Origin of the sequence: Streptomyces cynarae, from assembly GCF_025642135.1 — a bacterium.
Lineage (GTDB): Bacteria > Actinomycetota > Actinomycetes > Streptomycetales > Streptomycetaceae > Streptomyces > Streptomyces cynarae.
Map to the genome: position 1 here is coordinate 7,268,002 of NZ_CP106793.1, position 25,315 is coordinate 7,293,316.

The window sequence follows — 25,315 nt, forward strand, 5'->3', positions numbered from 1 at the left end:
CGTTCACCATAGCTGTGGACGCGACACTGCGGCAGTCGCCAACTGCCACTGTTCGGTCCGAGAATCCGCACGCTTGCTTCGCCTTCATGGTGCACGCCCGCACGATGCACTTTCCGCGCGCCCGGCACTCCGGCTGCCGACCCTCTCCCGTCTGTCCTGGAAAACGCGAAAGAAGCACCCCATGGCCTTATCGACGTCCAGTGTCATCACCTTGAAGATCAACGGCGAGAAGTACACACTGCCTGTCGACCACCGCACCACCCTGCTCGACGCGCTGCGCGAGCGTCTCGATCTCATCGGCACCAAGAAGGGCTGTGACCAGGGGCAATGCGGCGCCTGCACCGTTCTGCTCGACGGGCGCCGGGCCGTCGCCTGCCTGCAACTGGCCGTCGCGGCCGAGGGCCGCGAGATCACCACCATCGAAGGCGTGGCCGACGGTGAGCGGTTGCACCCCGTTCAGCAGGCGTTCTTGGATCTGGACGGTTTCCAGTGCGGCTACTGCACTCCCGGACAGATCTGTTCGGCAATCGGGGTGATCGAGGAACACGCGGCGGGCTGGCCCAGTGCCGTCACCGAAGACGTCCGTCCCGAAGCGGGGCCACCGGCCCTGACCACCGACGAGATCCGGGAGCGGATGAGCGGCAACCTGTGCCGCTGCGGCGCGTACGTCTCGATCGTCGAGGCGGTGGCCCGCGCGGCGGAATCCCGGACGGGCGAGGGACGCGTGAACCCCGCAGCGGGTCCGAAGGAGGCCGTGGTATGAGGGAGTTCGGCTATCAGCGGGCGTCCGACGTCGCCGGCGCCGTCGCACTGCTCGGCGCCGATCCGGACGCACGCTTCCTCGGCGGCGGCACCAACCTCGTCGACCTCATGAAGTCCGGTGCCGAGCGACCCGCCCGGCTCATCGACATCCGTGAACTCCCGCTCGATCAGATCGAGACGACGCCCGAGGGCGGTCTGCGCGTCGGCGCGACCGTCACCAACGGGGACCTGGCCGCCCACCCCGAGATCCGGCGCCGCTACCCGGCGCTCGCGCAGGCGGTGCTGGCAGGCGCCTCTGGGCAACTGCGCAACATGGCCACGGTCGGTGGGAATCTGCTGCAGCGCACCCGCTGCGGCTACTTCACCGACGTCACCAAACCCTGCAACAAGCGTGTACCCGGCAGCGGTTGCCCCGCTATCGAAGGTGAGCATCACAACCACGCGATCCTGGGCGCCTCCGACCGCTGCGTGGCCGTACACCCCTCGGACATGGCCGTGGCCCTGACCGCATTCGACGCCGTCGTGGCGTACGAAACCGCCGACGGGCCCGGCGAGGTGTCACTCGCCGAGTTCTACCTGCCTGTCGGCGGCACCCCGCACCTGGAGACGGCCCTACCCCCGGGCGCGCTGATCACCGGCGTCACCCTGCCGCCCTCCCCGGTCGCTGCGCGCTCGCGTTACCGGAAGGTACGCGAACGGGCTTCGTACGCCTTTGCGATCGGATCGATCGCCGCCGCGCTGGACGTGCGGGACGGCGCCGTGCACGACGTGCGCCTCGCCTTCGGGGCCGTCGCGTCGCGGCCCTGGCGGGCCCGGACGGCCGAGCGGGTACTGACCGGGGCACCGGCCGGTCCCGAGACGTTCGCCGCCGCCGCGGACGCCGAACTGGCGGCGGCGAAGCCGCTGCCTCACAACGGATACAAGGTCACCCTGCTGCGCAACCTCGTCGTGGCCGTCCTGTCCGAACTCGCCGAGGAGACCGCCCGATGACCACCGCGACACCCCGCACTACGGCGGCGAAGGGCTCCGTCGGCACCGCGCACACCCGTGTGGAGGGTCGCGAGAAGGTCACCGGCGCTGCCCGCTACGCCGGAGAGATCCCCTTCGCGGGCCTCGCCCACGGCTGGCTCGTGCTGTCCACCGTCGCCCGGGGCCGCATCCGGTCGATCGAGACCGAGCCCGTTCTCGCGATGCCGGGCGTTCTCACCGTGCTGCACCATCACAACGCCCCGCGCCTCGACACCGACTACGTCGGCATGCTTGGAGCCCCGGACCCAACCGTGGCCGTCTTCCAGCACGACCGGGTACCGTACCTCGGCTGGCCGGTCGGTCTGGTCGTCGCCGAGACCTCCGAGCAGGCGAGGGAGGCCGCCGAGGCGCTCGTGGTGCACTACGAGCAGGAGCCGCACGACATCGCGTTCTCCGCGGACCGCCCGGACGCCTACGCGGTGGACGGCCATATGCCGGGGGTGGCGGAAAAGGGCGACCTGGACGCGGAACTCGCCGCGTCCGCCTTCGTCGTGGACGAGGAATACACCACGCCCGAAGAACACCACGGCATGATGGAGCCGCACGCGGCGGCGGCCCGCTGGGACGGCGGCCGGCTCGAGGTGGTCGACTCCAACCAGGGCACCACCTGGGTCGCGTCCGAGTTGGCGAACCTGTTCTCGCTCGACCCGGAGTCGGTGCGAGTACGGTCGGAACACGTCGGCGGCGGTTTCGGCAGCAAGGGCGTCCGCGCACACCAGGTGGCCGCCGTGATGGCCGCGACCGTCCTCCAGCGTCCGGTCCGGGTCGTCATGACACGCCGGCAGATGTTCTCCCTCACCGGCTACCGAAGCCCCACGACGCAGCGGATCAGGCTCGGCGCCGACGCCGACGGGCGGCTGCGCGCGCTGGAGCACCGTTCCTTGAGCCTCACGTCGACCGTGCACCAGTTCGTCGAGCCGTGTGCCGGCGTGGCCAGGGTGATGTACGACGCCGACGCCCACCACACGGCCAACCGGGTGGTGCGGCTCGACCTGCCGACGCCGACGTTCATGCGCGCGCCGGGTGAGGCACCGGGGTCGTTCGCCGTGGAGTCGGCGCTCGACGAACTCGCCGAGAAGTGCGGGATCGACCCCATCACGCTGCGGATGCGCAACGAGCCCGAGCGGGGTCCCGTCTCCGGGCTGCCGTTCAGCAGCCGCAATCTGCTCGCCTGTTTCCGGGAGGGCGCCCGCAGGTTCGGCTGGGCGGACCGGGACCCGCGCCCCGGCCTGCGCCGCGACGGGCGCTGGCTGCTCGGTACCGGCACGGCGGCGGCGTCCTTCCCCGCTGGAGCCATGCCGTCCACGGCGGCCGTGACGGCCGAGGCCGACGGAACCTTCACCGTACGGATCAACGCGGCGGACATCGGAACGGGCGCCAGGACCGCACTCACCCTGGTCGCCGCCGACGCGCTGGGGACGGAACCGGACCGCGTCCACGTACGCATCGGGGACAGCGATTTCGGGCCGGCTGGGATCGCCGGCGGTTCGATGGGCACCCGTTCCTGGTCCTGGGCCGTCACGGCCGCGGCCGGGGAACTGCGGGAGCGGCTCGTGCCGGGCGCCGACATCCCCCCGGAGGGCATCACCGTACGGTCGGACACCACCGAGGCCCTCGCAGCCCTCGCGCAGAAGGAACGGCACTCCTTCGGAGCGCAGTTCGCCGAGGTCGCTGTGGACCCCGCCACCGGCGAGGTGCGCGTGCGCCGCATGCTCGGAATTTTCGCGGCGGGCCGGATCATCAACCCGCTGACGGCCCGTAACCAGTTCCTCGGAGGAATGGTCTGGGGCCTCTCCATGGCCCTGCACGAGGAGGCGGTCCGGGACCGGGCCTCGGGTGGCCACTACGCCGCCGACCTCGCGGGCTACCACGTCGCCGTCAACGCCGACGTGCCGCACATCGAGGCGGACTGGATCGACGACCCGGACCCCGACGACCCGGTCGGGATCAAGGGCATCGGCGAGGTCGGCATTGTGGGTGCCGCGGCGGCGGTCGCCAACGCGGTCTGGCACGCGACGGGGACCCGCCACCGGAACCTGCCCATCCGGCCTGACCGCGTCCTCATGGCGGGCCGGAATGCTTGACATCGCCTCCGAGCTGAACGGTTGGATGGAGGAGGGACGGGACTTCGCCGTCGCCACCGTCGTGGCCGTCGGCGGCAGCGCTCCCCGGGGTCCCGGGGCCGCCCTGGCGGTCGACAGCGCCGGCGCGGTCATCGGCTCGGTCTCCGGCGGCTGCGTGGAAGGAGCGGTGTACGACCTGTGCGTCCAGGCGCTCGAGGACGGCGAAACCGTCCTCGAGCGGTTCGGCTACAGCGACGAGGACGCCTTCGCCGTCGGGCTGACCTGCGGCGGGGTCATCGACGTGATGATCACGCCGGTCCGCGCGGACGCGCCCGCCGCGGCGGTGTTCCGGCAGGCGTTGTCGGCCGCCGTCCGGGGCGAGCCGGTCGCCGTCGTCCGGGTCGCCCGGGGCCCGGCCGCCTCCTCGGTGCGGCCCTGCTCGTACGCCCGGACGGAACGCACGAAGGCGGGCTCGGTGGTCACCCGGAGCTGGACCGGACGGCGGCGGCCGAGGCCCGGGCCATGCTGGACACCGGGCGCACCGGCACGGTCGGTCTCTCCGAGGACGGTTCGCGCTGCCCCGGCGGTCTCACGCTGCTCGTAGAGGCGAACGTACCGCCGCCCCGCATGATCGTCTTCGGCGCGATCGACTTCGCCGCGGCGCTCGTACGCGCGGGCAAGTTCCTCGGCTACCACGTGACCGTGTGCGACGCCCGCCCCGTCTTCGCCACCCGGGCCCGCTTCCCCGAGGCCGACGACATCGTCGTCGACTGGCCGGACCGCTACCTGCGGCGCACGGCGACGGACGGACGCACGGCCCTGTGCGTGCTCACCCACGACGCCAAGTTCGACGTCCCTCTGCTGGAGTCGGCCCTGCGGATGCCGGTCGCGTTCGTCGGCGCGATGGGCTCACGCCGCACCCATGAGGACCGCACCCGGCGGCTGCGTGAAGCCGGCCTGAGCGATCATGAACTGGCCCGGCTGAGGTCGCCGATCGGCCTGGACCTCGGCGCCCGTACGCCCGAGGAGACCGCGCTGTCCATCGCGGCGGAGATCGTCGCGACCCGGCGCGGAGGGACGGGTGTCCCCCTGACTGATTCCAAGACGACGATCCACCACGACGGACCACGTGCCGCGTAGGGGGAGGCGGACCCACGGCACGGGCTCGCCCTCCTCCGCCACCGCATCCCGGTCTTCCGGCCGAGGGGCTCGGCAGCCGACCGGTGCTGCTTCGGCCGAAGCCGGCCTGCGCCCGACCGTCAGGGTTCGGTCCGACGTGGATGCGCGGAAGCTCCGCGATGGCCATCGGGCAGTGGCGCCGGATCAGTGAGACCGGTCGATGGGATCGGTGTTGGCGCCGCAGAGGACGACGGCGAGCGTCTCGTAGGGGTCGGTGCGGGTGCCGAATATGACGTCCGATCTGGTCGGGCGGCATGCGTGTACTCGTGGAGGAGGCCGCCGAGCCGGTCGCGTCGACGGACGTCGAGGCAGCCGAGTCTTTCCGTTCCGGTGATTGGTCCGGGAAGCGGCCGCAGGGGAGCTGCGCGGCGCAGAGTGCGGTGAGGCCGATGCTGATCGTAGATCGACTCCAACTCCCCGAGCACGTGGAGCAGGTGGGCTTGGTTCCAGTTCAAGGTGCGGTCGAGGAACTCGTGGCGGCAGGTCTGCACTCAGCGGTCTGGGCGGCCAGCTCGGGTCCGTAGGCGTGCCGGCCAAAACATCGGTGAAGGTGCCCCGGTGGCCGACGCGCAGCCGGACATCACGAGCATGGTCGTCGGCATCACCAAGTCGGTATCACCAAGCAGATGCTCGCCGAACAGCCCCCCAACGACGGACACCGCCGGAACATCCTCAACCCGGACTTCCCCCGGTCACTGGTCAGCCGGTCGGCGGTCGCCTTCCCGTCTTCGTGGGCGGGCAGTGCGTCGGCCAGCCGAGCATGGGACCAGTCACGGTCCAGTGGCAGAGCCGAATGCTGCTGCCACGTGAAGCTCACGATCAGTTCGAGCATGACGGCTGCACCAAGCACGTCATGCACAACCACGAGCGCTGAGAATCCTCGGAGTCTGCCGTGATCGTCGACGACCCCCTGATGACGGCGTTCCTCTTGAAGAACCTGATGCCGCGCAACCGCATCGGCCAGGGCGGATGAGAATTCCGGCAAGGACAGGTCCCCGTGCGAGGCACGCCCCCGTATGCCGAAGCGAGTTGATGGCTCCGCATGGTCGAAGGGCGAACACGGTGGGTGAAGGGGCGCGGTGACCATCCGGTGACCGCCTCGCCGTTGCTGCCTCGCTGCAGTCGGAACCCCGCCTGCCTGCGGCTCGCCGGCCGCCGCTGCCTCGCCCGGCCGGCAGTGGCCTTCGGCCGGCTGGTGTCACGCATCTTCCGTGATGTGTCTCACCCTGCGCTCGCCCGGAGTCTTTTGCCCGGTCAGCGCAGTGAGCCCGGCGCGTGGCAGGAATGGTCAACAGCCCGTCATTGTGGACGGTCCTCCGCTGGGAACAGGCTGTCACCATGAGACAACGACGTGTTGTTATCGTGGTCTATCCCGGTGCCCAGACCCTGGACATCAGCGGACCGCTCGAAGTCTTCGACACGGTGAACCGACTGATGGCCGAGCAGGCAAGCGCCTACCGTCTGCAGTGCGTTTCCCCTGATTCCCCGTCAGTGGCCACCTCTGCGGGTCTCGTCGTGCAGACCGACCCCCTGGACGCTGCGGAGGGGGCGATCGACACCCTCATCGTGCCCGGTGGACCGGGCCTCAAAGAGACTTTGACGGATACGTCCTTCGTCACGTGGATCAGGCGCGCCGCGGCACGGTCCCGACGCGTGGCCTCCGTGTGCGGCGGGGCCTTCCTGCTGGCGGAGGCCGGTCTCCTCGACGGACGACGGGCCACCACACACTGGGCCTTCGGGGAGCAGATGGCGCGTCGCTACCCCGAGGTGACGGTTGATCCCGAGCCGATCTACGTCCGGGACGGCCCCTACATCACCTCGGCGGGCGTGTCCACCGGTATCGACATGGCCCTGGCCCTGGTGGAGGACGACCTGGGAGCGGCGTGCGCCCTGGAGGCGGCGAAGTACCTGGTGCTGTACTTCAAACGGCCCGGTGGCCAGACGCAGTTCAGCATGGTTCTTGACACACAGCTGACCGATCAGGAGCCGATCCGGTCCCTTCAGGGCTGGATCCAGGAGAACCTCCATCGCACGCTGCCGGTGTCCGAACTCGCCGAACGCGCGAATATGAGTCCACGTCACTTCGCCCGTGTCTTCGCGCAGGCGGTGGGGATGACACCGGGTCAGTACGTACGGCGATTACGTATCGCCCGGGCCCGTCAACTCCTGGAGGCGACCGATCTCTCGGTGCGCCAGATCTCGAGCCGCTGCGGATTCACCGCAATCGAGACGTTCCTGCGCGCATTCGCCGCCGTCGTCGGTCTCACCCCCGCACAGTATCGGCACCACTTCCAGTTGCGGACGCACTCCGGCCCGGCCGTCGAGCCGCCATGGGCGGAACGGAGGTCGGCATGACGTGCCGGATGCGTCTCGTGGACTACGTCGCGGGCGAACTGGAGCGGATCGGTGTCCGGTATGTGTTCGGCGTGGGTGGAGCCAACATCGAGGACCTGTACGAAGCGGTGCACCGTGCCCCCGGCCGCATCCGCGGTGTCGTGGCCAAACACGAGTTCTCCGCGGTCACCATGGCGGACGGGTATGCCCGGACCACCGCGCGCCTCGGCGTCGTCGCAGCCACGTCAGGGGGCGGTGCGATGAACCTGGTTCCGGGACTGGCGGAGGCCCACGCCTCGCGCATCCCGGTACTGGCCCTGGTGGGACAGCCGCCCACCTTTCAGGAGGGTCGGGGCGCCTTCCAGGACTCCAGCGGCAAGGCGGGCTCCTTCGACGCCCTGGACGTCTTCGCACCCGTCTCACGCTTCTGCGCCCGGGTGACCGAACCCGACGAGATCCCCGGGCTGCTGGCCCGCGCGATCACCGTGGCGCAGACCGAGCCCCGGGGCCCCGCCGTGCTGCTCCTGCCCAAGGACGCCCAGCAGGGACGTCTCGAGGTGCCGGCGGTCACCGGGTCCGCGGTACCCGCGAACACCGGAGCACCCGCGAGTGCCGCGCGAACCTCGGGAAAACGCACGGCGGCGCACACACCCCTCGCGGCGAGAGGAGCGGGCAGGGCGGCGCAGCCGGCAGGGACGCCTCACGCGCCCGTCGGCCCGCAGCCGGATCCCGCCAGCCTCGGCGAGGCGGTCGGCGTGCTGGAGGAAGCCTCCCACGTCATGGTGATCGCCGGCGAAGGCGTGGCCGGGGCGAGGGCGCGCGAGGAACTGGCCGGTCTGGTGCGGCACCTGGGCGCCTGCGTGGCTGTGTCCCCGGACGCCAAGGACGTCTACGACAACCGCAGTCCCCGGTTCGTGGGCGTGGCGGGGGTCATGGGCCATCCCGAGGTCGAGGACTGCTTGCGCCGCGCCGACGCCTGCCTGCTGGTGGGTACGCGTCTGCCCGTCCTGGCTCGGGGAGGACTGGAGTCGCTGCTCACCGGGATGCCCGTGGTCTGCGTCGGTCCGGAGCCGCCCTTCGTTCCGGGAATCCCGCTGCTCGGGCCGGTGGCGGACACTCTGCGGACGCTGGAGCGCCACCTGTCACCGCGGCCACCGGCCTGCGCGGCCCATCACCCGCCGTCCCTCCTGCGCCCTGCTCGGGATTCCGGTCCGACCCCCGGCTACACCTCGGTGATCGGCGCGATCGCCGAGGCGCTGCCACAGGACGCCCATGTCTTCGTGGACGCGGGCAACGTGGGGGCCGCCGCCATCCACGCTCTGCCGGCCCCCCGTGACGGACGCTTCGTCGTGGCGGTGGGCATGGGAGGCATGGGCTACACCTTCGGCGCCGGGACAGGCGCCGCGTTGGCCACGGGCCGACGGACGTACGTGGTGGCCGGTGACGGCGCGTTCTTCATGCACGGCATGGAGGTGCACACCGCCATCGAGTACGGCGCGCCGGTCACCTTCGTCATCCTGAACAACAACGCGCACGCCATGTGCGTCACGCGCGAGGAGTTCTTCCAAGGCGGCGCCCGCCTCGAGAACGTCTTTCACCCGTCCCGCATAGCAGCCGGCGCGTCGGCGATGTTCCCCAGGCTGCGCGTCGCCTCGGCCGGCAACCCGGCACAGCTGCGATCCGCGTTGCTGCACAGCAACGACTGCGGGGGACCGGCCCTGGTGGCCGTGGACCTCGACCACCGCGAGACACCACCGTTCCAGCCGTTCCTGACCGCCTCCGCAGCCGGTCCGGGCGCCGCCGACGCGCCCGGACACCGGCCGATCCATGACGAGGAGAAGAACACCCATGACCGACCGATCCACGTTGGCTGACATCCCGGGCCTCGTGCGGGTGGAGAACACCAGCCCGGAGGAACTGGCCGCCCGCTGCCTGGAGATGACCTCGGACGTCTACCCGCACCAGCAGGTCTACGGCGAGTACTGCACCATCCAGGAGTACGTCGACTGCCCGCCGGAGGCGACGTACGACTATCTCAGCCGCGGCCACCACCTCGAGGAGTGGACGTGCAGCCTGCGGGGGTTCGAGCCCGCGGGCGCACCGGGGCTGTGGTCGGGTCACGACCTGCTGGAGAAAGGCACCCGGATCTACTGCCGGACGGAGGCCCACCCCGGCGCGATGACCGTCGACTACCACTGTGCCTGGGACCAGGGCGACGAGCTGTGGATGGTCTACCTGATGAGGGTGGTTCCGGCCGCCCTCGTCCTCGGCCGCTCCGGATCGTTGATCACCTGGACCAACTGCCGCCACCCGTACTACCGCCGCAATCCTCACCCGGACCTGGCACCGCACCCCGACCGGCGCTGGGTGGGTGAGTACTGGGACCTGTTCTACGCCGGTCACACCCTCGAAATGCACAATCTCAAGGCGATTCTCGAGCACCGGCACCGCAACGGTCTTCCCGTCAGCACCTCCCCGGCCAAGCAGGTGGCCCGATGACGTCAGTGAGTCTGACCGACGTCTCCACCTACCTGCCCGGCGATCCCGTACCCGCCGACTTCTTCACCCAGCACCCGGCGGCGGAGGACAAGCTGCGCCACAGCCCCATGTTCAAGGTCCCCCCGGCACGCCACCACGTGGCCCCCGGCGAGACCAACGCGGACATGATCGAGCGTGCCGTCCAGCCGCTGATCGAACGACAAGGCCGCGCGGCGATCCGCCGCGTCGACGTCCTGCTCGTGCACAGCCAACTGCCGGACCAGCCCTTCGTGGGCGCCGGCACCGAAGTGGCGCGCCGGCTGGGTCTGGCGCCCCGGTGGCTGATCGATGTGGCCAACGCCGGCTGTGCCTCCTTCGTGCACATGCTCGACCTGGCTCGGCAGATCCTGCTCCACGGCGACGCCCGCACGGCCCTGATCTGCAACGCACAGAGCGCCGCGGGCCAGTTGTTCACGCAGTCGCAGGTGCGCGGTCTGTCCCAGGCCGCCATCCCGGGCGACGGCTGCGGAGTCGGCTATGTGACAACCTCCGCACACGCCCCTGTCCTCGGGATCCAGAGTCGGCACATCGCCGCCCATGCCGGCGACATGACCATGGTGCGCCACGACGGGCGCAAGTACTGGGAGGCCGGTGAAGCCCAAGTCCACATCGGCTTCACCGAGAGCGGAGTCACCAACGTGCTTCAGCGGGGCAACCGCCTGGTGCCGCAGGTCGTACGAGACCTGTTCCGTCGCCTGGGAGGGAAGACCACCGACATCGACTCCCTGATCACCAACCAGCCCAACCGCACCTTCTTGCGCAACTGGCGTGACGCCCTGGGCCTGCCCGTCGAACGCCACCCCGACACCTTCGACCGGTGCGGCAACCTCTTCGGCGCCGCGATGCCCATCACACTCGACGACGCGATCCGCTCCCAGCGGATCCGGGAGGGCGACCTGGTGGTGCTGGCCGGATTCGCCCACGCCGGGGACTACGCGGGCGCCGCCGCGATCCGCTGGGGGCAGGGACGGTGACCGCGGTGTTCCCGTCCCCGCGCCTGCTGGGACTCAACGAAAGCCCTTACCCACCGCTGCCGTCCGTGCGGAAGGCGATCCGGGCGACCGCCGACCGGGCCCACCGGTACCCACCGTTCCACCCCGACCGACTGGCCCGGCGGATCGCCGGCTGGTGCGGTGTGGACGGCGACGCCGTCGCGGTCGGCAGCGGCTCGGTGGGCGTGGCGCTCCAACTCCTCCAGGCCGTGGTCCGGCCGGGCGACCGCATGGTGTACGCCTGGCCCGGGTTCGACGCCTATCCGATGCTGGCCACCATGGCGGGCGCCGAGCCGGTTCCAGTGCCACTGCTGCCCGACGGGCGACAGAACCTGGCAGCCCTGGCCGGGGCGATCGACGCGACCACCAGCGTGGTGGTGGTCTGCAATCCGCACAACCCGACAGGCAGCCTCGTCACCGCGTCTGAGCTCGCTGAGTTCCTCGCCCGCGTACCGGAGCGTGTCACCGTGCTGCTGGACGAGGCGTACATCGAGTTCGTGCGCCATCCCGCCGCTCCCGACAGCCTCCCCCTGCTGGCCGGTCGGCCGAACCTCCTCGTGCTGCGGACCTTCTCCAAGGCCTATGGACTGGCCGCGCTGCGGGTGGGCTACGGCCTGGGCGACCCCCGTCTGGTGGCACGCATACGGGAGCAGCAACTGCCCTACGGCATCAACGCGGTTGCCGCCGCCGCGGTCGAGGCCACGTTGGAGGCCGGCGAGGAGCTCACCGCACGCGTGGACGACGTCATCTGCGAACGGGAACGCCTGCACCGCCGGCTCGCGAGGTACGGGCTGCCCGTCCTGCCCAGCCAAGCCAACTTCCTCTGGCTCGCCGCCGGGCCGGACACCGGCACCGACCGGACGGTGCACGCGCTCAACACCGCGCGGATCCACATCCGTCACTGGCCCGCGGAGGGCATACGGCTGACGGTCGGCCGTCCGGAGGACGGGGATGCGGTGCTGTCCGTCCTGGCGCCGGCGGGAAGCGGCCCGGACCGGTGAGCGGGTGACCGCGCGTCGCCGTCGGCGTGCGGATCAGCGTCGAGGCCCGTGAATTCGGCAGCGACACCGCGGAGTTCATCGCGGTCGGTCGGGTGCTCACCGGGACAGTGTCGGAGGCACTGCCACCGGGTGCCGTCGCCGTCGTGCGCGAACCGAGCACGGCCGACCGGCTCGCGGGAAGCGAGGGCTGCGTCGAGCGGGTCGAGGTCTTCCTCGGCGAGCAGCGTCTCGTGCTCGACCTGGTGGGTCTGGCACACGTTGACGCAGTAGGCACCTGCGGGTGGTGCCGGCACAGCCGGCTTCGGCTGGGACCGTCGGCGAGGCGGACCTCTGACCGTGCTCGTACGGGTTCCGGCCGAGCGGCGTGCGCACGGCGCGATCGCCGAGCCGCGGCCTGGGTGGGCAGCCCTTGCGCTGCCCACCCAGGCCGGAGGGTGGCCGTGGGATCAGTCGCCCTCTTCGGCGAGGGCCGCCAGTTCACGCTCCACGGTGCGCTGGTGCTCCACTGCCTCCTCGCGTGCCTTCCGCGGGCTCCAACGGCCGGCCATGACGAAGATGAACGGCAGGAAGAACACTTGTCCGGCCACACAGATCAGCCACCAGGTGCGCCACTGTTCCGGCCCCTGGGCCGCGGCGCTCTTCACCTGGGGTCCGTAGCGTTGCAGCAGCGCCAACTGCGGCTGGGCCTTGCGCACGGTGGCGAGATCGTCGGCCCCGACCTCTCGCATCGCCCGAGCGGTCAGCGCGGGCGGGACCGCGGTCGGAGGGTACGCCTCGAGTTCGGCGAAAAGCCGCGGGTGCGCGTCGATGACGGCCAGAGCGGGGACGGCCTGGACGCTCGCGGCCTTCACCTGGGCACCATGCTCGACCAGTGGCGTGGCCGACGTGACCACGACCGGGACGAACGCTGTGGAGATCGCGACCACCGCCCGGATGATCCATCCCCACACGGCCAGGCCGGTCGCCGTGGCGGCCGGGTTGTGTTTCTCGACGGTCTCGGTGAAGCTCGCCATCCAGGGTGCGTAGGTGACGCCGGTGAACACACCGATGGCGACGAACAGTGCGGCAAAGGTGTAGTAACCGGTGCGCTGCTCTGTGGCGTGCAGGGCGAAGAGCGTGGTGACCGCGATCGAACCGACGGCTCCGGCGGCCATGAACGGCTTGCGCACCTTCAGCTTGTCGGAGACCAGCCCGGCCGCCACCAGCGCGACCGCGTTGGCCGCCCAGTACCAGTTGGCCAGCCCGTTGGTGCGCTGCTCGCTGTAGCCGAAGGTCGCGGCGAAATAGACGACGAAGTTTCCCACGGCGCCGAAGTAGAGCAGGAGGAAGAGGCTGACAGCGGTGGCCGAGCCGACGACGTCCAGCCGCAGCATCTGCCGCCAGTGACCCTCTGCCGCGGTCCTCGGATTCATGCCCTTGGCCCGCGCTTCGACCAGCGCACGGTCGCGGAGGCTGACCATGATCTGATCACGCAGCCGGGGCGACAGCTCGCGCAGCCCCACAAGCGCCAGAACGAAGACGGCAAGCCCGGCCCAGCCGGAGTAGCGCAGCTCGTCCTGCCAGCCGGCGAAGGACAGGGTGCTGCTGGTGACGACGGTGACGACCAGGCTCCCGATGACCGGGCCCATGGTCCAGTAGCCCATTGCGGTGGCTCGGCCGAGTTGTGGGGAGAAGTCCCGGATCAGTGCCGGCGTGGCCACGAGCACGATGCCCTCGATGAAGCTGAGGCAGGCGAAGAGCACCAGGTAGGTGCCCTTGTCCGGGGCGTTGGGCAGGGCGAGGAGGCTGAGCAGGGCGGCGATGAGAAGACCGTAGACCACCATGTTGGCCCGGCCCCAGCGGTCGGCGAGGCCCGCCACGAGCGAGGCGAACGCGCCGACCGCGTTGCCGATGACGGATACCCACACGAAATAGCTGTAGGTCATGTGGAAGTGCGTGATGATCGACGTGGCGACCGCGTACTGCACGTAGAGGGCGTAGTACAGGACCACGGTGGTCAACACCACGATCGCCAGGTACGCCAGGCGGTGTGAGGTGACGGGGTAGTGGTTCAACTCGCGACGCCACAGCCGGGCGGCGCGGCCGTCTGTTTCCGGCGTGCCGGTGTCGGTCGGTTCTAGTTGCGTGTCGTCGGGCGAAGCGGGCATGGCAGTCATGCGGCGGCTCCTGGTTTGGGCCCGAGGGCCCGGTGCGGTGGGTGCGGGCAGTGCACGTCTTGCGGCGCGGCGAGGCGCGAGCGCTGTTCGGCCTGGTGGGCCGAATCCCGGGTCTCTGTGTTCGAGGGAGGTGTGCGCAGAGGCTAGTACCGACCAGTCGGTACGGCCTAGAGGTGCGTACGGGGATGCCGAAACGTGACCTTGTGCCCGGGGAGACGCGGGGGATCCGGTCACGCCGGGACCTCTGAGGGGGCCGATGCATCATCCGGCCTGTTTCAGGCGCACGTTCGTACTCGTGGAGGGTCCCACCGGGCGATCTCGTCGGCGGATCTGAACACGCTCGCCGGGTCAGGCTCGAGGAGATCCCACTGGCCCTGGCGCCGCTGCAGTCGCCACGAGCCGCCGCCGGCCCCGCTGAGATGGATCCCCGGGCCGGCGTCCACTCGGTTGCGGTTCTCCTCGCAGGAGCTTTCACGGCTCGGGCGTTGCAAGAGGTCACCGTGGGATGGGCTCGCATCACCAGCTTTGTCGAGTGATCAATCAGTGGGTCACCTGGACACCTTTGCGTCGCGCGCGAGTGATCGTGAGTTCCGTCCCCGCGCGGAGCGCACGGAGGCGGAACTCGGACACCGCAGTTGTGCCGCTGTCAGACGGCGCGACTACCGGACCCAGCCGGAGTAGACACCACCGGACTTGTAGGACCGGCCTGCTGGGCATGTGGCGTAGGAGCCGCGCCGGTCACCCGCCCAGCGGTGTGGGCCGAAGTAACGGGTGTTTCCGGAACAGTTGACGTACCCCCAGTACTGCCAGTTGGGACCGTTGCCGTCGCACCATCCACCGGCCCATTTCGTGCCGGCCTTGTGGTAGGGGTGGCACTTCCCGAGCCAGCTGCCGGCCGGCTTCGTGGTGCCGCTGCTGGTGTTCGGAGCTGCCGGAGACAGGGTTCCGTCGAGTGATGTCCTCGTCGCGCCGAGTGGGTTGCCTGCCACTGCCGAGGTTGCGGCCGACGTGAGTGGCTGATGAGCCTGTGCCGGGCTGGAGAGGGCAACTCCTGCCCCGAATGTGAAAGCGGCGATTGCGCCTGCGGCGGCGATGCTGTTGCGTGCCTTCAAGGTTCACCTTCCTTGCCATGGTGTGGCGGCGCGCGACCGGCGCCGCTCGCTTGCATCACCGAGGTTGCAAGCCGCGATCTGCGTAGCCGAGCGGCTGAGCAGATTTGGGGTGATTGCGGGACGTCCCAGCCTGCGTTCTGCGGAAACTCTCGACGAAGTGACGTTCTCCTGGGACGCCCGGACCTTCACCCGTCCGAGGACGAGCAGGCCGGCGGTCCAGTGGCGACACCGACACGGGCGGCCTCGACGGACGACGTCGCCTTCACCGGCGGCGCCGGCCCCCGCCTGCACCACCTGGGCGTGGTCACCCGCGAATCCCACCAAGTCGTGCGCACCGCCGACCTGTTCGGCTCGATCGGTCGGCAGCACCACATGGAACGCGGGCCCGGCCGGCACGGCGTCTTCCAACGCCTTCTACCTCTGCCTCGTGACCCCGACGGCCACCGGATGGAGATCTACACCTCCGACTACCACACCGGCGACCCCGACCACGAGACCTACCGCTGGAACGTCCACGAGGGCCGCCGCCGCGACTTCTGGGGAACAATGCGTCATCGCGTGCCGTGTGCCGTGCGCCGTGCGCCTCGATCTTCGATCCATCGAATTCGCCCGGCCTGCCATCGGCCTCGTGTCAGCGGAGGGCGGCGATGGCCGTGCGATAGAGGACATCCTCGGCGCGGTCCCACGACCAGCCGTTCTCGACCACCAGCGTGCGCCAACCTGTGGGGCCGAACCAGAACCACAAAAGGTCCGCTGTCTCGTCCACCGGGAACGACGGTGGTGGGTCCAAGGAGTGCAAGTGTCGGGCCGCGGCGTACAGCGCGTCCCGGTAGGCCGCGGTCGCGCGCTCCCACAGGACCTCCCCGTTTTCGTGAACGGGTAGTGCCTTGTGGATCGCCTCGTGCACCGTGAACTGACCCTCGTTGCCCACACGAGTGCCATGGGCGAGCGCCTGCAAGACCGACTCCGAGGTCTGCAGGGCCAGTAGTCCCGTCATCGCCTGCTCGTAACCGGAGGAGACCACGCCCTGATCGACGATGTGGTCCAGGATGTCGCCCTTGCTCCCGACGCTGGCGAAGACGGTCTTCGCCGCGACACCGGCGGCCGAAGCGATGTCCGCGACGGTGACCCGCCCGTAGCCACGCTCGGCGAACAGCTCGGTGGCCCGCCGGAGGATCAGTTCGCGCGTTCGCGCAGCCGCCTGCTCGCGCAACGGGGAGGCATAGGGGCGCTTGGAGGGCATGGGGTCATCTTAATGCGCGTCACTTCATTGCAGGCCTATTCATTAGGTACCATGTAACCTCAATTTGGGGTGAGAGGCATGGACGCAATGGGAATGGACGCCACGGAGCTGGCCCACGGACTTTTCCGGATCCTCGAGACGGGAGATCCCGCACTGGCCGTCGACGTGGTGGGCGAAGACTTCCACAACCGCGAAGCGGCCGTCTCACCCCCGGCCTGCGCGCTTCCCGGACCGGCGGGAGTCCTCGCCTCCGGGGCTTGGATGCGGTCGGCGTTCAGCGACCTGCGTTTCCCCGTCCTCGGCATCGTCGCCCACGACCACCAGGTCTGGGTCCGGCTGCGTATGCAGGGCCGCCACACCGGCGCGTTCGTCCGATTCCGCGATGGTGTCCTCGACCAGGCCATACCCCCCACGGGGCGTGAAATCGACTTCGAACAGATCCACGTGCTCGACCTCCGCGATGGCAAGGTGGCGGGTCATGAGGCGGTGCGCGACGACATCGCCATGCTGGGTCAGCTCGGCGTCTTTCCGCCCGCTCCGGCCACTGCGCTGAGCATGCTCGCCTGGCGGGTGACGGGACGAGCGGCTCGCGCGGCCGCCCGTGTCACGGCCCAGGCGGCCGAGGCGGCCGCCCTGCTGCGGGACGACCGCAACTGAGCGGCTGAGCCGTTGAGCTGGGCGTGGTCAATGGGTGAAGAGGACGTGTGTCCCTTCAGCTCCGTTCCTGTCCGGACCGGGGCAGGTGCCCTCGAGGAGGGCCGCTCGTCATCGCCGAGTACTTGTGTGCCGCCGGGTTTTCGCCGGGGGCTCGACTCACCGCCGCCGACGCGGACCGGCGGTGGTGGTGTGGACCGAGGAGCGGCGCTGTCACCGGGTGTCGTCATTGCGGCCCGGGTCGTTGGGGTGGGGTCCGAGCGTGGTGACGGTGAGCGTCATCCACGGGCGCAGCGGCAGGGTGCCCAGGACCTTCTCGTGGAGCTCGCCCTCGTCGTCGGCCCGCCAGATGCCGATGCTGCGCAGCTCTCCGACCGGGCGCCACAGCCGCGCGAGATTGCCGGTGGCGGCCAGTTCCCGGGCTCGGACGGCTTCGGCGGCTCGCCGCCGGTCGATCTCGTCCTGGCTGGTGCCATCAGGGATGGTCGTGGTGATTTCGACCAGGAACTCTCGCATCGTCCTACTCCGCTCTGTGAGGCGTCCGGCCAGAACCGGAACGCCGAAGGTGGTGGTCGTGGGCCGTGTCGTCGGCGGGCCAGTGGGTGGCCTGGCTGGTTCTACCGGCGGGCGGCCGCGCGTCGGAAGAACCGATGTACGCCTGGATCGGCCGGTCTGCCAGGCGTCGACGGCGGGATTGCGCGGCCACCGCGGGCCGACGGTCCCGACCGGGCACACCGTGATCGTCGGCCATGTGGTACGGCCTGGAGGGCACCGTCGAAGAGTCCGGCATGGACGACCTGCGTCGGCAATTCGACGTCAACGTGTTCGGCGCGCCGGGCTGTTGCCGATCGGAAACCCGGGGGCGGCCGTTGCCGAGGTGTACGCGTTGGCTGACACCGCGCAGCAGCTGGTTGGCCGCGGTTGACAGCACGACGATGAGGGCGGCCAGCCGCAGGCCGTCGTGGAAGCCCCCGGCGTCGGTTTCGCTTTGTGAGGGGTGTCCCGCGCGGGCCCTGGTGCCGGTGTGGTGGGGTCAGTACCGGGCGCCGGTGGGGGCCGGGATGGCGTCGAGGTCTGCCAGGTCGGCCGGAGAGAGCTGGACGTCTGCGGCGCCCGCGTTGTCGGCGAGGTATTTCGGGGTCTTGGTGCCGGGGATGGGGACGACGTGCGGGCCCTGGGCGACGAGCCAGGCGAGGGCGACCTGCGCAGGAGTGGCGCCGATCCGTTCGGCGACTTCACTGACCTTGGTTGCGATGTCGAGGTTGGCTTGCAGGTTGTCCTGCTGGAAGCGCGGCAGTCGCCGTCGCTGGTCGTTCTGGGGCAGTTCGTCGAAGGAGGCGAAGCGGCCGGCGAGGAAGCCGCGGCCCAGCGGAGAGTACGGCAGGAGGCCGATGCCGTGCTGCTCGCAGTAGGGCAGGACCTCGGCCTGGACGTCGCGGGTCCACAGGGAGAACTCGGACTGCACCGTGGTGACCGGGTGGATGGCCTGGGCGCGCTTGATCTGCTCCACGCTCACCTCCGACAGGCCGATGTGCCGGGCCTTGCCGGCCGCGACCGCCTCTGCCAGGGCGCCCCAGGTCTCCTCGATCGGGACCTCGGGGTCGACGCGGTGGAGCTGGTAGAGGTCGACATGGTCGGTGCCCAGGCGGCGCAGGCTTGCGTCGATGGCGGCACGGACGTGCTCGGGTCGGCCGTTGGGCTTGACCAGCGGGGAACCGCCGGGACCGCCGGTGGGGTCGATGCACTCCATGCCGACTTTGGTGGCGATCACCGCGCGGTCGCGGTGGCCGGCCAGGGCCCGGCCGACGAGTTCCTCGTTGGTGTAGGGACCGTAGACGTCGGCGGTGTCGATCAAGGTCACGCCCAGGTCCAGGGCCTGGTGGACGACGGACACAGAGGTGGATTCGTCGCGGGGGGTGGCCATGTCGTAGGCGAAGCTCATCCCCATGGCGCCCAGGCCGATGACGCCGACCTGCGGTCCGTGGGTGCCGAGGGTGGTGGTACGCATGCTGTGTTCTGCCTTCGTAGCGGATCAGAGGACTGCCACGACCGATGCCGCAACTGGTCGACCGGTCGACTATCTGCAACGTAAGCGGCAGGGCCGGGGGAGTCAAAGGCCAGGAGGACTTGTGCCGGGACCTGATTCCTCGCAGTTGATAGGTCCGGGCTCCCAGTGCACGTCGGTGCGGTGATGGCCCCGATCGGCGTGTGAGATCCGTGCCCGTCGCCGCGGCGCCGAGCACTTTCGTCACCCAGGCCGCGACCTCGCCCTCGGCTGTCAATCCACACAGCTCGAAGCCCCCGGTCACGGCCCTCGTCGTCTACTACGCCGGCGTCGCAAGTCCCGACCCTCTTTTCGACACGCTCGGCACCCGACACACCCCCCGAATCTGTCGTCCAGAACACCGGCCCGGACTGGCTGAGCCAGGCGGGCGACAGGAGGGCTGGCTTGCATCGGCCCCGCCCCGCGTCACCACAGTCTGACGGCGTGCCGGGTCAGCGAGCGCGGCCCGGTAGGGGGCCGAGGTCCCGGCTTCGTCGGTGCGCAGCAGGACGGTGCCCACCATGACCGCCACTGCCCCTGTCGCAAGCGCTTCGGCGACGGTGTCCGGTGTTGCAATGCCACCTGCGGCGACAAGGGGCACAGACACCTCCCTCCGAACCGCGCTCAACAGGTCGGGCAGGGCACAGCGGGGGGCATGCGCTGCGGGGTCGACGTGCCTGAGTGACCTTCCGGATCGCATCGTCGAACGGGCACATGATCCGTCGGCGGCGCAACCCGTTGACCGGGCTGGAGCGCAGGGAGAAGGGGGCCGTGCCGCCGTGCGGCCCGGCCCCGTGGGCCGACGTTCACAGGGCGAGGAGTTGCCAGTCCTGGTTGGCGCCGCCGGTCGTGGGCCACTGGATGACCTGGGCGCCGTCGGCGGTCGAGGCGTTGGCGACGTCGGCGCACCATCCGGTGCGGACGTTGACGAGCCGGTAGTAGCCGCTGGTGGTGGAGGGGACGAGCTTCCACCACTGGTTGTCGCTGGCGGTGTCGGTCCACTGGTCGAGGTTCGCGCCCTGGGCGGAGCCGCCGGGGCTGTCCAGGACCTTGCCGCTCTTGACGTTGACCAGCCGGTGGGAGCCGTCGGTGTTCGGCATGAGGTTCCACTGCTGGTTGGTGCCGCCCGTCGAGGGCCACTGGATGACCTGGGCACCGTCGGCGATCGAGGCGTTGGCGACGTCCATCACCTTGCCGCTGCCTCGGTTGACCAGCTTGTAGGTGCCCAGGTCCGCGGAGAAGGGCCGCTCGTACACCTCCAGGTTGCGGATGGACGCCCACGCACCGGAGGGCAGCCCGGTGACGGTGACGCGGACGTACCGTGCCTGGGCCCGGAACACGGCCACCTGGACCTGGCTCGTGCTGGTGGTGGCGGTGTTGTCGACGAGGGTGGCCCAGGTGGTGTTGTCGGTGGAGCCCTCGATCTTGTACCGGTAGTCGGTCTTGTCCAGCTCCCAGGCGATGCGGGTGCCGGTGAGGGAGCGGGTCGAGCCGAGGTCGACCTTGAGCCAGTGGCCGGTGCTGCCGTCGTTGGCGCACCAGCGGGTGGCGGTGGATCCGTCGACCGCCTTGGCGGCGGTGTTGCCCTTGGAGGTCTCCTCGCTGTCGGCGGAGGCGGTCTTGCCGGCGGCGATGTCGGCGGGCTGCACGGAGCGGTCCAGGGTGACGCCGACGACGCTGTCCTGCGGGTGGGTCGTGCGGTCGATGCCGGTGATGGTGACCCGGCCGTCGGCGCCGGCGGTGTAGGAGAGGTTGCTGCCGGAGCGCACGTCGAAGACGCGGGTGACCTGGGCGTCGCCGATCGGCGGGGTGGTGAAGGCGGTGCCGCTGTAGCCGGGCAGCAGGTGGACGTAGAAGGTGTTGTCCTTGCAGGTGAAGCCGTACTGGCCGTCGACCGGATTCCACGGGCCGCCGCGCGTCCCGTAGATCGACTGGCCGCAGGCGGCCATGAAGGAGCCGATCTGCCGCAAAAGGCTCGCCTGGGCGTCGGAGACGGTGCCGTGGCGGTCCGGGCCGACGTTGACCATCGCGGTGATGTTCCGCACCCAGCAGTTGACCAGGATGTTCATGGCGGTGCTGTAACTCATCACCTTGCCGTCGGAGTTGTAGCCCCAGGTGGTGCCGACGGGGAAGACCTTCTCGACGAGCTTGCCGGTGCGGATGGCCCCGGAGGGCACGGAGCCGCCCTCGTCGCTGGCGTAGTCGCCCATCCAGCCGGAGCGCGAGGTGGCGACGATGTCGGGCTGGTGCTTGCGCACCATGCCCATCAGGCCGAGCGGCTTGCCACCGGCGTCGGTCTCGCCATAGGTGGCGTCCACCGGCCACTGGTTGGCCGGGTCCCGGTACTGGCCGGGTTCCCAGAAGAACGCGCCGTCGGCGTCGGTGCCCTGTTCCGCGATCCAGCCGCCGTCCCACCACAGGTCGTCGATGACGCCGTACTGAGTGACCAGTTCCTTGATGGACTCGTACACCTCGGTCTTCATGATCCGCGCGTTCTCCTTGTGCGCGGGATCGGTCGTGTAGTTCCAGGGGTTGGGCGCGCAGTTCGTGCCGTACACGTCGTAGTAGCCGGGGTAGCGCCAGTCGATCGGCGAGTAGTACAGGCCCACCTTCAACCCGGCCGCCCGTACCGCCGCGACGTAGTCCTTCACGAAGTCCCGGTTCAGCGGGGCCTGTCCGGAGTTCCAACTGTTGGGGTGGTTCAGCGGCCACAGGGCGAAACCGTCGTGGTGACGCGTGGTCAGCGTCACGTACTTGGCGCCGAAGTCCTTCGCCAACTGCGCCCAGGCCGCCGGGTCGTAGGCGTCCGCGGTGAACTGCTCGCTGGTGGCGTCGGTGACGTACTTCTGGTAGTCCGCCGGGGTGATGGGCGCATTGTGCATCCACCACTCGCCCTTGGCCGGGCCCGAGTACACGCCCCAGTGGATGAACATGCCCAGCTTGGCGTCCTGCAGCCACTGGATCTTGGAGTCGGGCTGCTGCTCGACGCCCATGTCGGTCTGCGGGATCCGCAGGGGAGGGAGCGGCAGTGGGGCGGTGGTCGCGGCGTACGCGGGCGTCGCCACCGAGACGGTTCCTACCGCGGCGGCCGTCGTCATGGCCGCCATGCCGACGAGAACCGATCTGCGCGAGATGGATTCGGGCACCTCTGGTTCCTCCTGTTCGATCCTACTGAAGCCCGCCCGGTGTCGGCGACCTTGAGCCTGACGGCAGCACGGGTCCGGCCGGTGGGTCCGAGGCCGGGGGAGCTGGCTGCCTGCCCCGTTCCGGATCCAAGACATCGGATGGATTAACAACTGTCTGCCACGTGTCTGTCTAGGTCTTTGACACGCATTTCTCGCAGGCGGTCCGTGATGACGGCAAAATGCACAGGTGGGTGGCGCGGTGCACATCGGATGTCTGGATAGCCACCAGACTCCGCGAACTCACGATCGGATCGGCCCGAAGCATTGACGAGGCTCCTGTCATGGCCCTACCGTGCTCCAGCAGAAACGCACAGGTTCCAACATTTTCCTAGGCTCCCTCAAAGGGAGAGCCACCCGCCTGTGCCGAGCCGAATCCAGCGCCGGCCCCTTCCTCACGCGCCGGCCTTCCACGGAGGAACCCCATGCTCCGTCCCTGACCTTCCCCACCAGCACCACCATGGACCTGCCGTGGTACCCGCAGATCGCCGTCGACACGGCGGCCGGAACGGTCACCGGCGTGGGCGGCGGCCCCTACTACAACCTCGTCGCCCGGCACAGCGGCAGGTGCGTCGACGTCTCGGACAACTCCGCCGCCGACGGCGCGGTCGTCCTCCAGTGGGACTGCGGCACCGGCCTCAACCAGCAGTGGCGGCTCAGCGACGCCGGCGGCGGCTACGTCCAGGTCATCGCCGAGCACAGCGGCAAGTGCATGGACGTCTCGGGTGCGTCCACCGCGGACGGGGCCGACGTGAACCAGTACCGCTGCAACGGCGGCACCAACCAGCAGTGGCTGCTGCAGGACCAGGGCAACGGCTACTACCACCTCGTCGCCCGACACAGCGGCAAGTGCCTGGACGTGAAGGACGGGTCCACCGCCAACGGTACGCGCCTCATCCAGTGGCCCTGCGGCACCGGCGGCAACCAGCAGTTCCAGAAGCGCAACGCCTGACCACGCCGAACCCTGCCCGGCGCTCCACCCCGGCGCGGCGCCAAAGCCGCCGTCGGCGCGGGAACCGGCAACGGCACGCTGATCGACCAGTGGTCCGACAACGGCGGCAGCAACCAGCGGTGGACCCTGGCCCTGAACAGCGACCACGTTCACCATCCGGGAGAGCACGGACCCGCCGAAGGGCTGACCGGACAGGACGAGAGCCCCGGGTGCCAGGGGACACCCGGGGCGAGGAAGGTCAGGCGACGGTTCCCGTCACCGAGCCTCCGTTCTTCGTCACGCGGTACGTCACGGTGGCGCCGCTCCAGAAGTGGAAGACGAGCGTCGCCTGGGTGTCGTCACGCAGCGCGTTGAGGAAGTCCGAGGTGAGGAGGAGACCGTTGTTGGGGTAGTCGGGGCTGAACGAGGCGTTGAACTCCTGGTAGGGAGTCCAGTTGACCGGGCCGGCGTTGCTGCCGTCGGCGTACCTGGCCTCCATGGTGGCCAGCTGGTCACCGCGGTACTGGGTGGGGATGGTGAGACCGCTGGTGTCGCCGGTCGCGTTGGAGAGCACCGGCCTGTCATACGTGGTCACGAAGATCTTCCAGGGCAGGCCCCGGGAGAAGCGGGCCTCGATCGTCGCATTGATCCCGTAGGCGCGGTCGCCCGCGAGCCGGGTCAGCGCGGTGGCGGTGAGCGTGAGCTGGTTGCCGGAGACGGTGTAGTCCCGGTCCCGGACGAGCTTTGTGCTGCCCTGCCAAACACCCTCGAAGTTGGTGCCGTTCGGGTTGAGGGTGAGTGTCCTGGCGGTGATCGCACTCGACTTCGCCAGGAAGACACGGTCCGAGGAGGCGGTCCCCGAGCGGGTGGTCCAGCTCGACTTGATCTGGTCGATCAGCTCGGGCTCACGCCACTGCAGCGTGGAGCGGTTCAGGAAGTTGTACGCGTCCCACAAGGCCGTGGTCACCCCTGAGATGCGGGCCTCGTAGCCGAACATCTCGAAGTACTTCAGTGCCTCGCCACGTTCGACACGCGGCGCGGGTTGGAGGTAATCGGGGTACTTCAACAGGCCGTACTCGCCCATGTAGACGGGGATTCCCTTGGAGACGAGGGTGTCGCGGATCCGGGCGAAGTTGTCGGTCATGTCCTTCTGCGCGGTGGCGTCAAACTGGGTGCCGCCGGCGATGTTCACGCTGAACGGGTACCAGCTGTAGTAGTGCACGGTGGCCACGAGGTTGGGGTCGTTCAGCGACTTCATCTCGCTCACCAGGGCGTCCAGGAAGACCTGGCCGGAATTGGTGTGCAGGCTGGGCAGGACGAGCAGACGGGTCGCGTTGTTGCCGCCGGACTGCCGCACCACGGTGTGGAACGCGGTGTTCAGTTCGTCGTTGTACTGGATGCCCTGGGCGTCGGTGGTGTTGTTGAACTGCGGCTCGTTGTTGCTCTCGAAGAGGAGGCTCTTCGGTGAGTCCTTGAACTCGGCCGCGATCTGGGTCCACGTGGCCTTGAAGCGGGCCAGGACGTTGTCGTGGTTGGTGGGCATGTCGGCGATCCACTGCCACGAATCGTGATGGACGTTGATCACGACGTAGAGACCGTCGGACAGGGCCCAGTCGACCACCTGCTTGACGCGGCTCATCCATGTCGCGTCGATCGCGTAGGGGGCGGTGGAGGACTGGTGGCCGCTCCAGGTGACGGGGATGCGGACGCTGCGGAAGCCCTGGGACTTGATGGTGTCGAACAGCGCCTTGGTGGCCGGTGGGTTGCCCCAGGACGTCTCGTCGGGGATGGCGTCCAGGGTGTTGCCCAGGTTCCAGCTGGGCTGCATTGCGGCCACCGCGCTCATCGGACTGAGCTCGATGTTCTTCGTCGCCGCGGACGGGTCCTTGTGGGACGGTACGGCGAACGCGGTGGTGCCGGTCAGCCCTATCGCGGTGACCAGCGCCAGCAGCAGGCCGAGCAGCCGGCCCAGGCCGCTTCTGCGCCGGCCGGTGGGGTGGTGCGTTCCCTTCATCTCTGACCTCTCTGTGTTGGCCGAGCGGGGTTCCGCCCGTGTGTGTGTGGGGGATGGAGCGGCAGGCAGTAGAGGGGGAGG

At 69.6% G+C, this 25,315-nt stretch carries 17 protein-coding genes and 2 pseudogenes; 11 read left to right on the forward strand and 8 right to left on the reverse strand.

Annotation, left to right across the window (positions count from 1 at the left end; all coding sequences use genetic code 11):
* Positions 1-181: 181 nt before the first annotated feature.
* The 4 genes and pseudogenes from N8I84_RS32915 to N8I84_RS32930 all read left to right on the forward strand — a co-directional run bounded on the left by N8I84_RS32915 (position 182) and on the right by N8I84_RS32930 (position 4,994).
* Positions 182-763 carry a (2Fe-2S)-binding protein gene (locus N8I84_RS32915; protein ID WP_263233061.1) on the forward strand — a complete coding sequence of 194 codons (582 nt, stop codon included), beginning with the start codon at positions 182-184 and terminating at the stop codon, positions 761-763.
* Positions 760-1,752 carry an FAD binding domain-containing protein gene (locus N8I84_RS32920; protein WP_263233063.1) on the forward strand — a complete coding sequence of 331 codons (993 nt, stop codon included), beginning with the start codon at positions 760-762 and terminating at the stop codon, positions 1,750-1,752. The genes N8I84_RS32915 and N8I84_RS32920 overlap by 4 nt, the downstream gene beginning before the upstream one ends.
* Positions 1,749-3,875: a xanthine dehydrogenase family protein molybdopterin-binding subunit gene (locus N8I84_RS32925; protein WP_263233065.1), complete on the forward strand. Its 2,127-nt coding sequence runs from the start codon at positions 1,749-1,751 to the stop codon at positions 3,873-3,875. The genes N8I84_RS32920 and N8I84_RS32925 overlap by 4 nt, the downstream gene beginning before the upstream one ends.
* Positions 3,868-4,994: pseudogene (locus tag N8I84_RS32930) on the forward strand (XdhC family protein). Before N8I84_RS32925 ends, N8I84_RS32930 begins: the two are co-directional and overlap by 8 nt.
* A gap of 287 nt (positions 4,995-5,281) precedes the next feature.
* Here the strand turns inward: N8I84_RS32930 and N8I84_RS32935 are convergent.
* Positions 5,282-5,524 (reverse strand): annotated as a pseudogene (locus N8I84_RS32935) (integrase); the annotation flags it as partial.
* Between the two features lie 847 nt (positions 5,525-6,371).
* On the opposite strand from N8I84_RS32935, the gene N8I84_RS32940 reads away from it, so the two are divergent.
* From N8I84_RS32940 to N8I84_RS32960, 5 genes are read left to right on the forward strand one after another with little or no spacing between them, the layout of a single operon-like run.
* Entirely contained in the window at positions 6,372-7,388 is a 1,017-nt protein-coding gene (locus tag N8I84_RS32940; protein ID WP_263233067.1) for a GlxA family transcriptional regulator, read from the forward strand.
* Positions 7,385-9,241 carry a thiamine pyrophosphate-binding protein gene (locus tag N8I84_RS32945; RefSeq protein ID WP_263233068.1) on the forward strand — a complete coding sequence of 619 codons (1,857 nt, stop codon included), beginning with the start codon at positions 7,385-7,387 and terminating at the stop codon, positions 9,239-9,241. The genes N8I84_RS32940 and N8I84_RS32945 overlap by 4 nt, the downstream gene beginning before the upstream one ends.
* The gene (locus N8I84_RS32950) at positions 9,216-9,866 is read left to right on the forward strand and encodes an SRPBCC family protein (RefSeq protein ID WP_263233069.1); all 651 of its coding nucleotides are present in this window, start codon (positions 9,216-9,218) and stop codon (positions 9,864-9,866) included. The genes N8I84_RS32945 and N8I84_RS32950 overlap by 26 nt, the downstream gene beginning before the upstream one ends.
* Positions 9,863-10,879 carry a 3-oxoacyl-ACP synthase III family protein gene (locus N8I84_RS32955; RefSeq protein ID WP_263233070.1) on the forward strand — a complete coding sequence of 339 codons (1,017 nt, stop codon included), beginning with the start codon at positions 9,863-9,865 and terminating at the stop codon, positions 10,877-10,879. The genes N8I84_RS32950 and N8I84_RS32955 overlap by 4 nt, the downstream gene beginning before the upstream one ends.
* Positions 10,880-10,884: 5 nt before the next feature.
* Positions 10,885-11,898: an aminotransferase class I/II-fold pyridoxal phosphate-dependent enzyme gene (locus N8I84_RS32960; protein WP_263234958.1), complete on the forward strand. Its 1,014-nt coding sequence runs from the start codon at positions 10,885-10,887 to the stop codon at positions 11,896-11,898.
* A gap of 446 nt (positions 11,899-12,344) precedes the next feature.
* Here the strand turns inward: N8I84_RS32960 and N8I84_RS32965 are convergent, their stop codons facing one another.
* Together N8I84_RS32965 and N8I84_RS32970 are read right to left on the reverse strand one after the other, a co-directional pair.
* Positions 12,345-14,054 carry an MFS transporter gene (locus N8I84_RS32965; RefSeq protein WP_263233071.1) on the reverse strand — a complete coding sequence of 570 codons (1,710 nt, stop codon included), beginning with the start codon at positions 14,052-14,054 and terminating at the stop codon, positions 12,345-12,347.
* A 1,743-nt stretch (positions 14,055-15,797) separates the two neighbouring features.
* Complete coding sequence (locus tag N8I84_RS32970; RefSeq protein WP_263233072.1) at positions 15,798-16,409, reverse strand: TetR/AcrR family transcriptional regulator; 612 nt, start codon at positions 16,407-16,409, stop codon at positions 15,798-15,800.
* A gap of 78 nt (positions 16,410-16,487) precedes the next feature.
* Here N8I84_RS32970 and N8I84_RS32975 point away from each other — a divergent pair, with 78 nt between their 5' ends.
* Positions 16,488-17,066: an ester cyclase gene (locus N8I84_RS32975; protein WP_263233073.1), complete on the forward strand. Its 579-nt coding sequence runs from the start codon at positions 16,488-16,490 to the stop codon at positions 17,064-17,066.
* Between the two features lie 210 nt (positions 17,067-17,276).
* Here N8I84_RS32975 and N8I84_RS32980 read toward each other — a convergent pair whose 3' ends face one another.
* The 4 genes from N8I84_RS32980 to N8I84_RS32995 form a co-directional block, all read right to left on the reverse strand.
* Positions 17,277-17,579 (reverse strand): muconolactone Delta-isomerase family protein, encoded by a 303-nt coding sequence (locus N8I84_RS32980; RefSeq protein ID WP_263233074.1) that lies wholly within the window; start codon positions 17,577-17,579, stop codon positions 17,277-17,279.
* A 517-nt stretch (positions 17,580-18,096) separates the two neighbouring features.
* On the reverse strand, positions 18,097-19,071 hold the full coding sequence (locus N8I84_RS32985) for an aldo/keto reductase (protein WP_263233075.1): 975 nt from the start codon (positions 19,069-19,071) through the stop codon (positions 18,097-18,099).
* A gap of 316 nt (positions 19,072-19,387) precedes the next feature.
* Entirely contained in the window at positions 19,388-19,807 is a 420-nt protein-coding gene (locus N8I84_RS32990; RefSeq protein WP_263233076.1) for a nitronate monooxygenase, read from the reverse strand.
* A gap of 106 nt (positions 19,808-19,913) precedes the next feature.
* Positions 19,914-22,253: an alpha-L-fucosidase gene (locus tag N8I84_RS32995; protein ID WP_263233077.1), complete on the reverse strand. Its 2,340-nt coding sequence runs from the start codon at positions 22,251-22,253 to the stop codon at positions 19,914-19,916.
* A 496-nt stretch (positions 22,254-22,749) separates the two neighbouring features.
* Here N8I84_RS32995 and N8I84_RS33000 point away from each other — a divergent pair, with 496 nt between their 5' ends.
* Entirely contained in the window at positions 22,750-23,241 is a 492-nt protein-coding gene (locus N8I84_RS33000; protein ID WP_263233078.1) for an RICIN domain-containing protein, read from the forward strand.
* Positions 23,242-23,479: 238 nt separating this feature from the next.
* Here the strand turns inward: N8I84_RS33000 and N8I84_RS33005 are convergent, their stop codons facing one another.
* A complete protein-coding gene (locus N8I84_RS33005) occupies positions 23,480-25,234 on the reverse strand; it encodes a cellulase family glycosylhydrolase (RefSeq protein ID WP_263233079.1) in 1,755 nt (584 codons plus the stop codon).
* Positions 25,235-25,315: the final 81 nt, after the last annotated feature.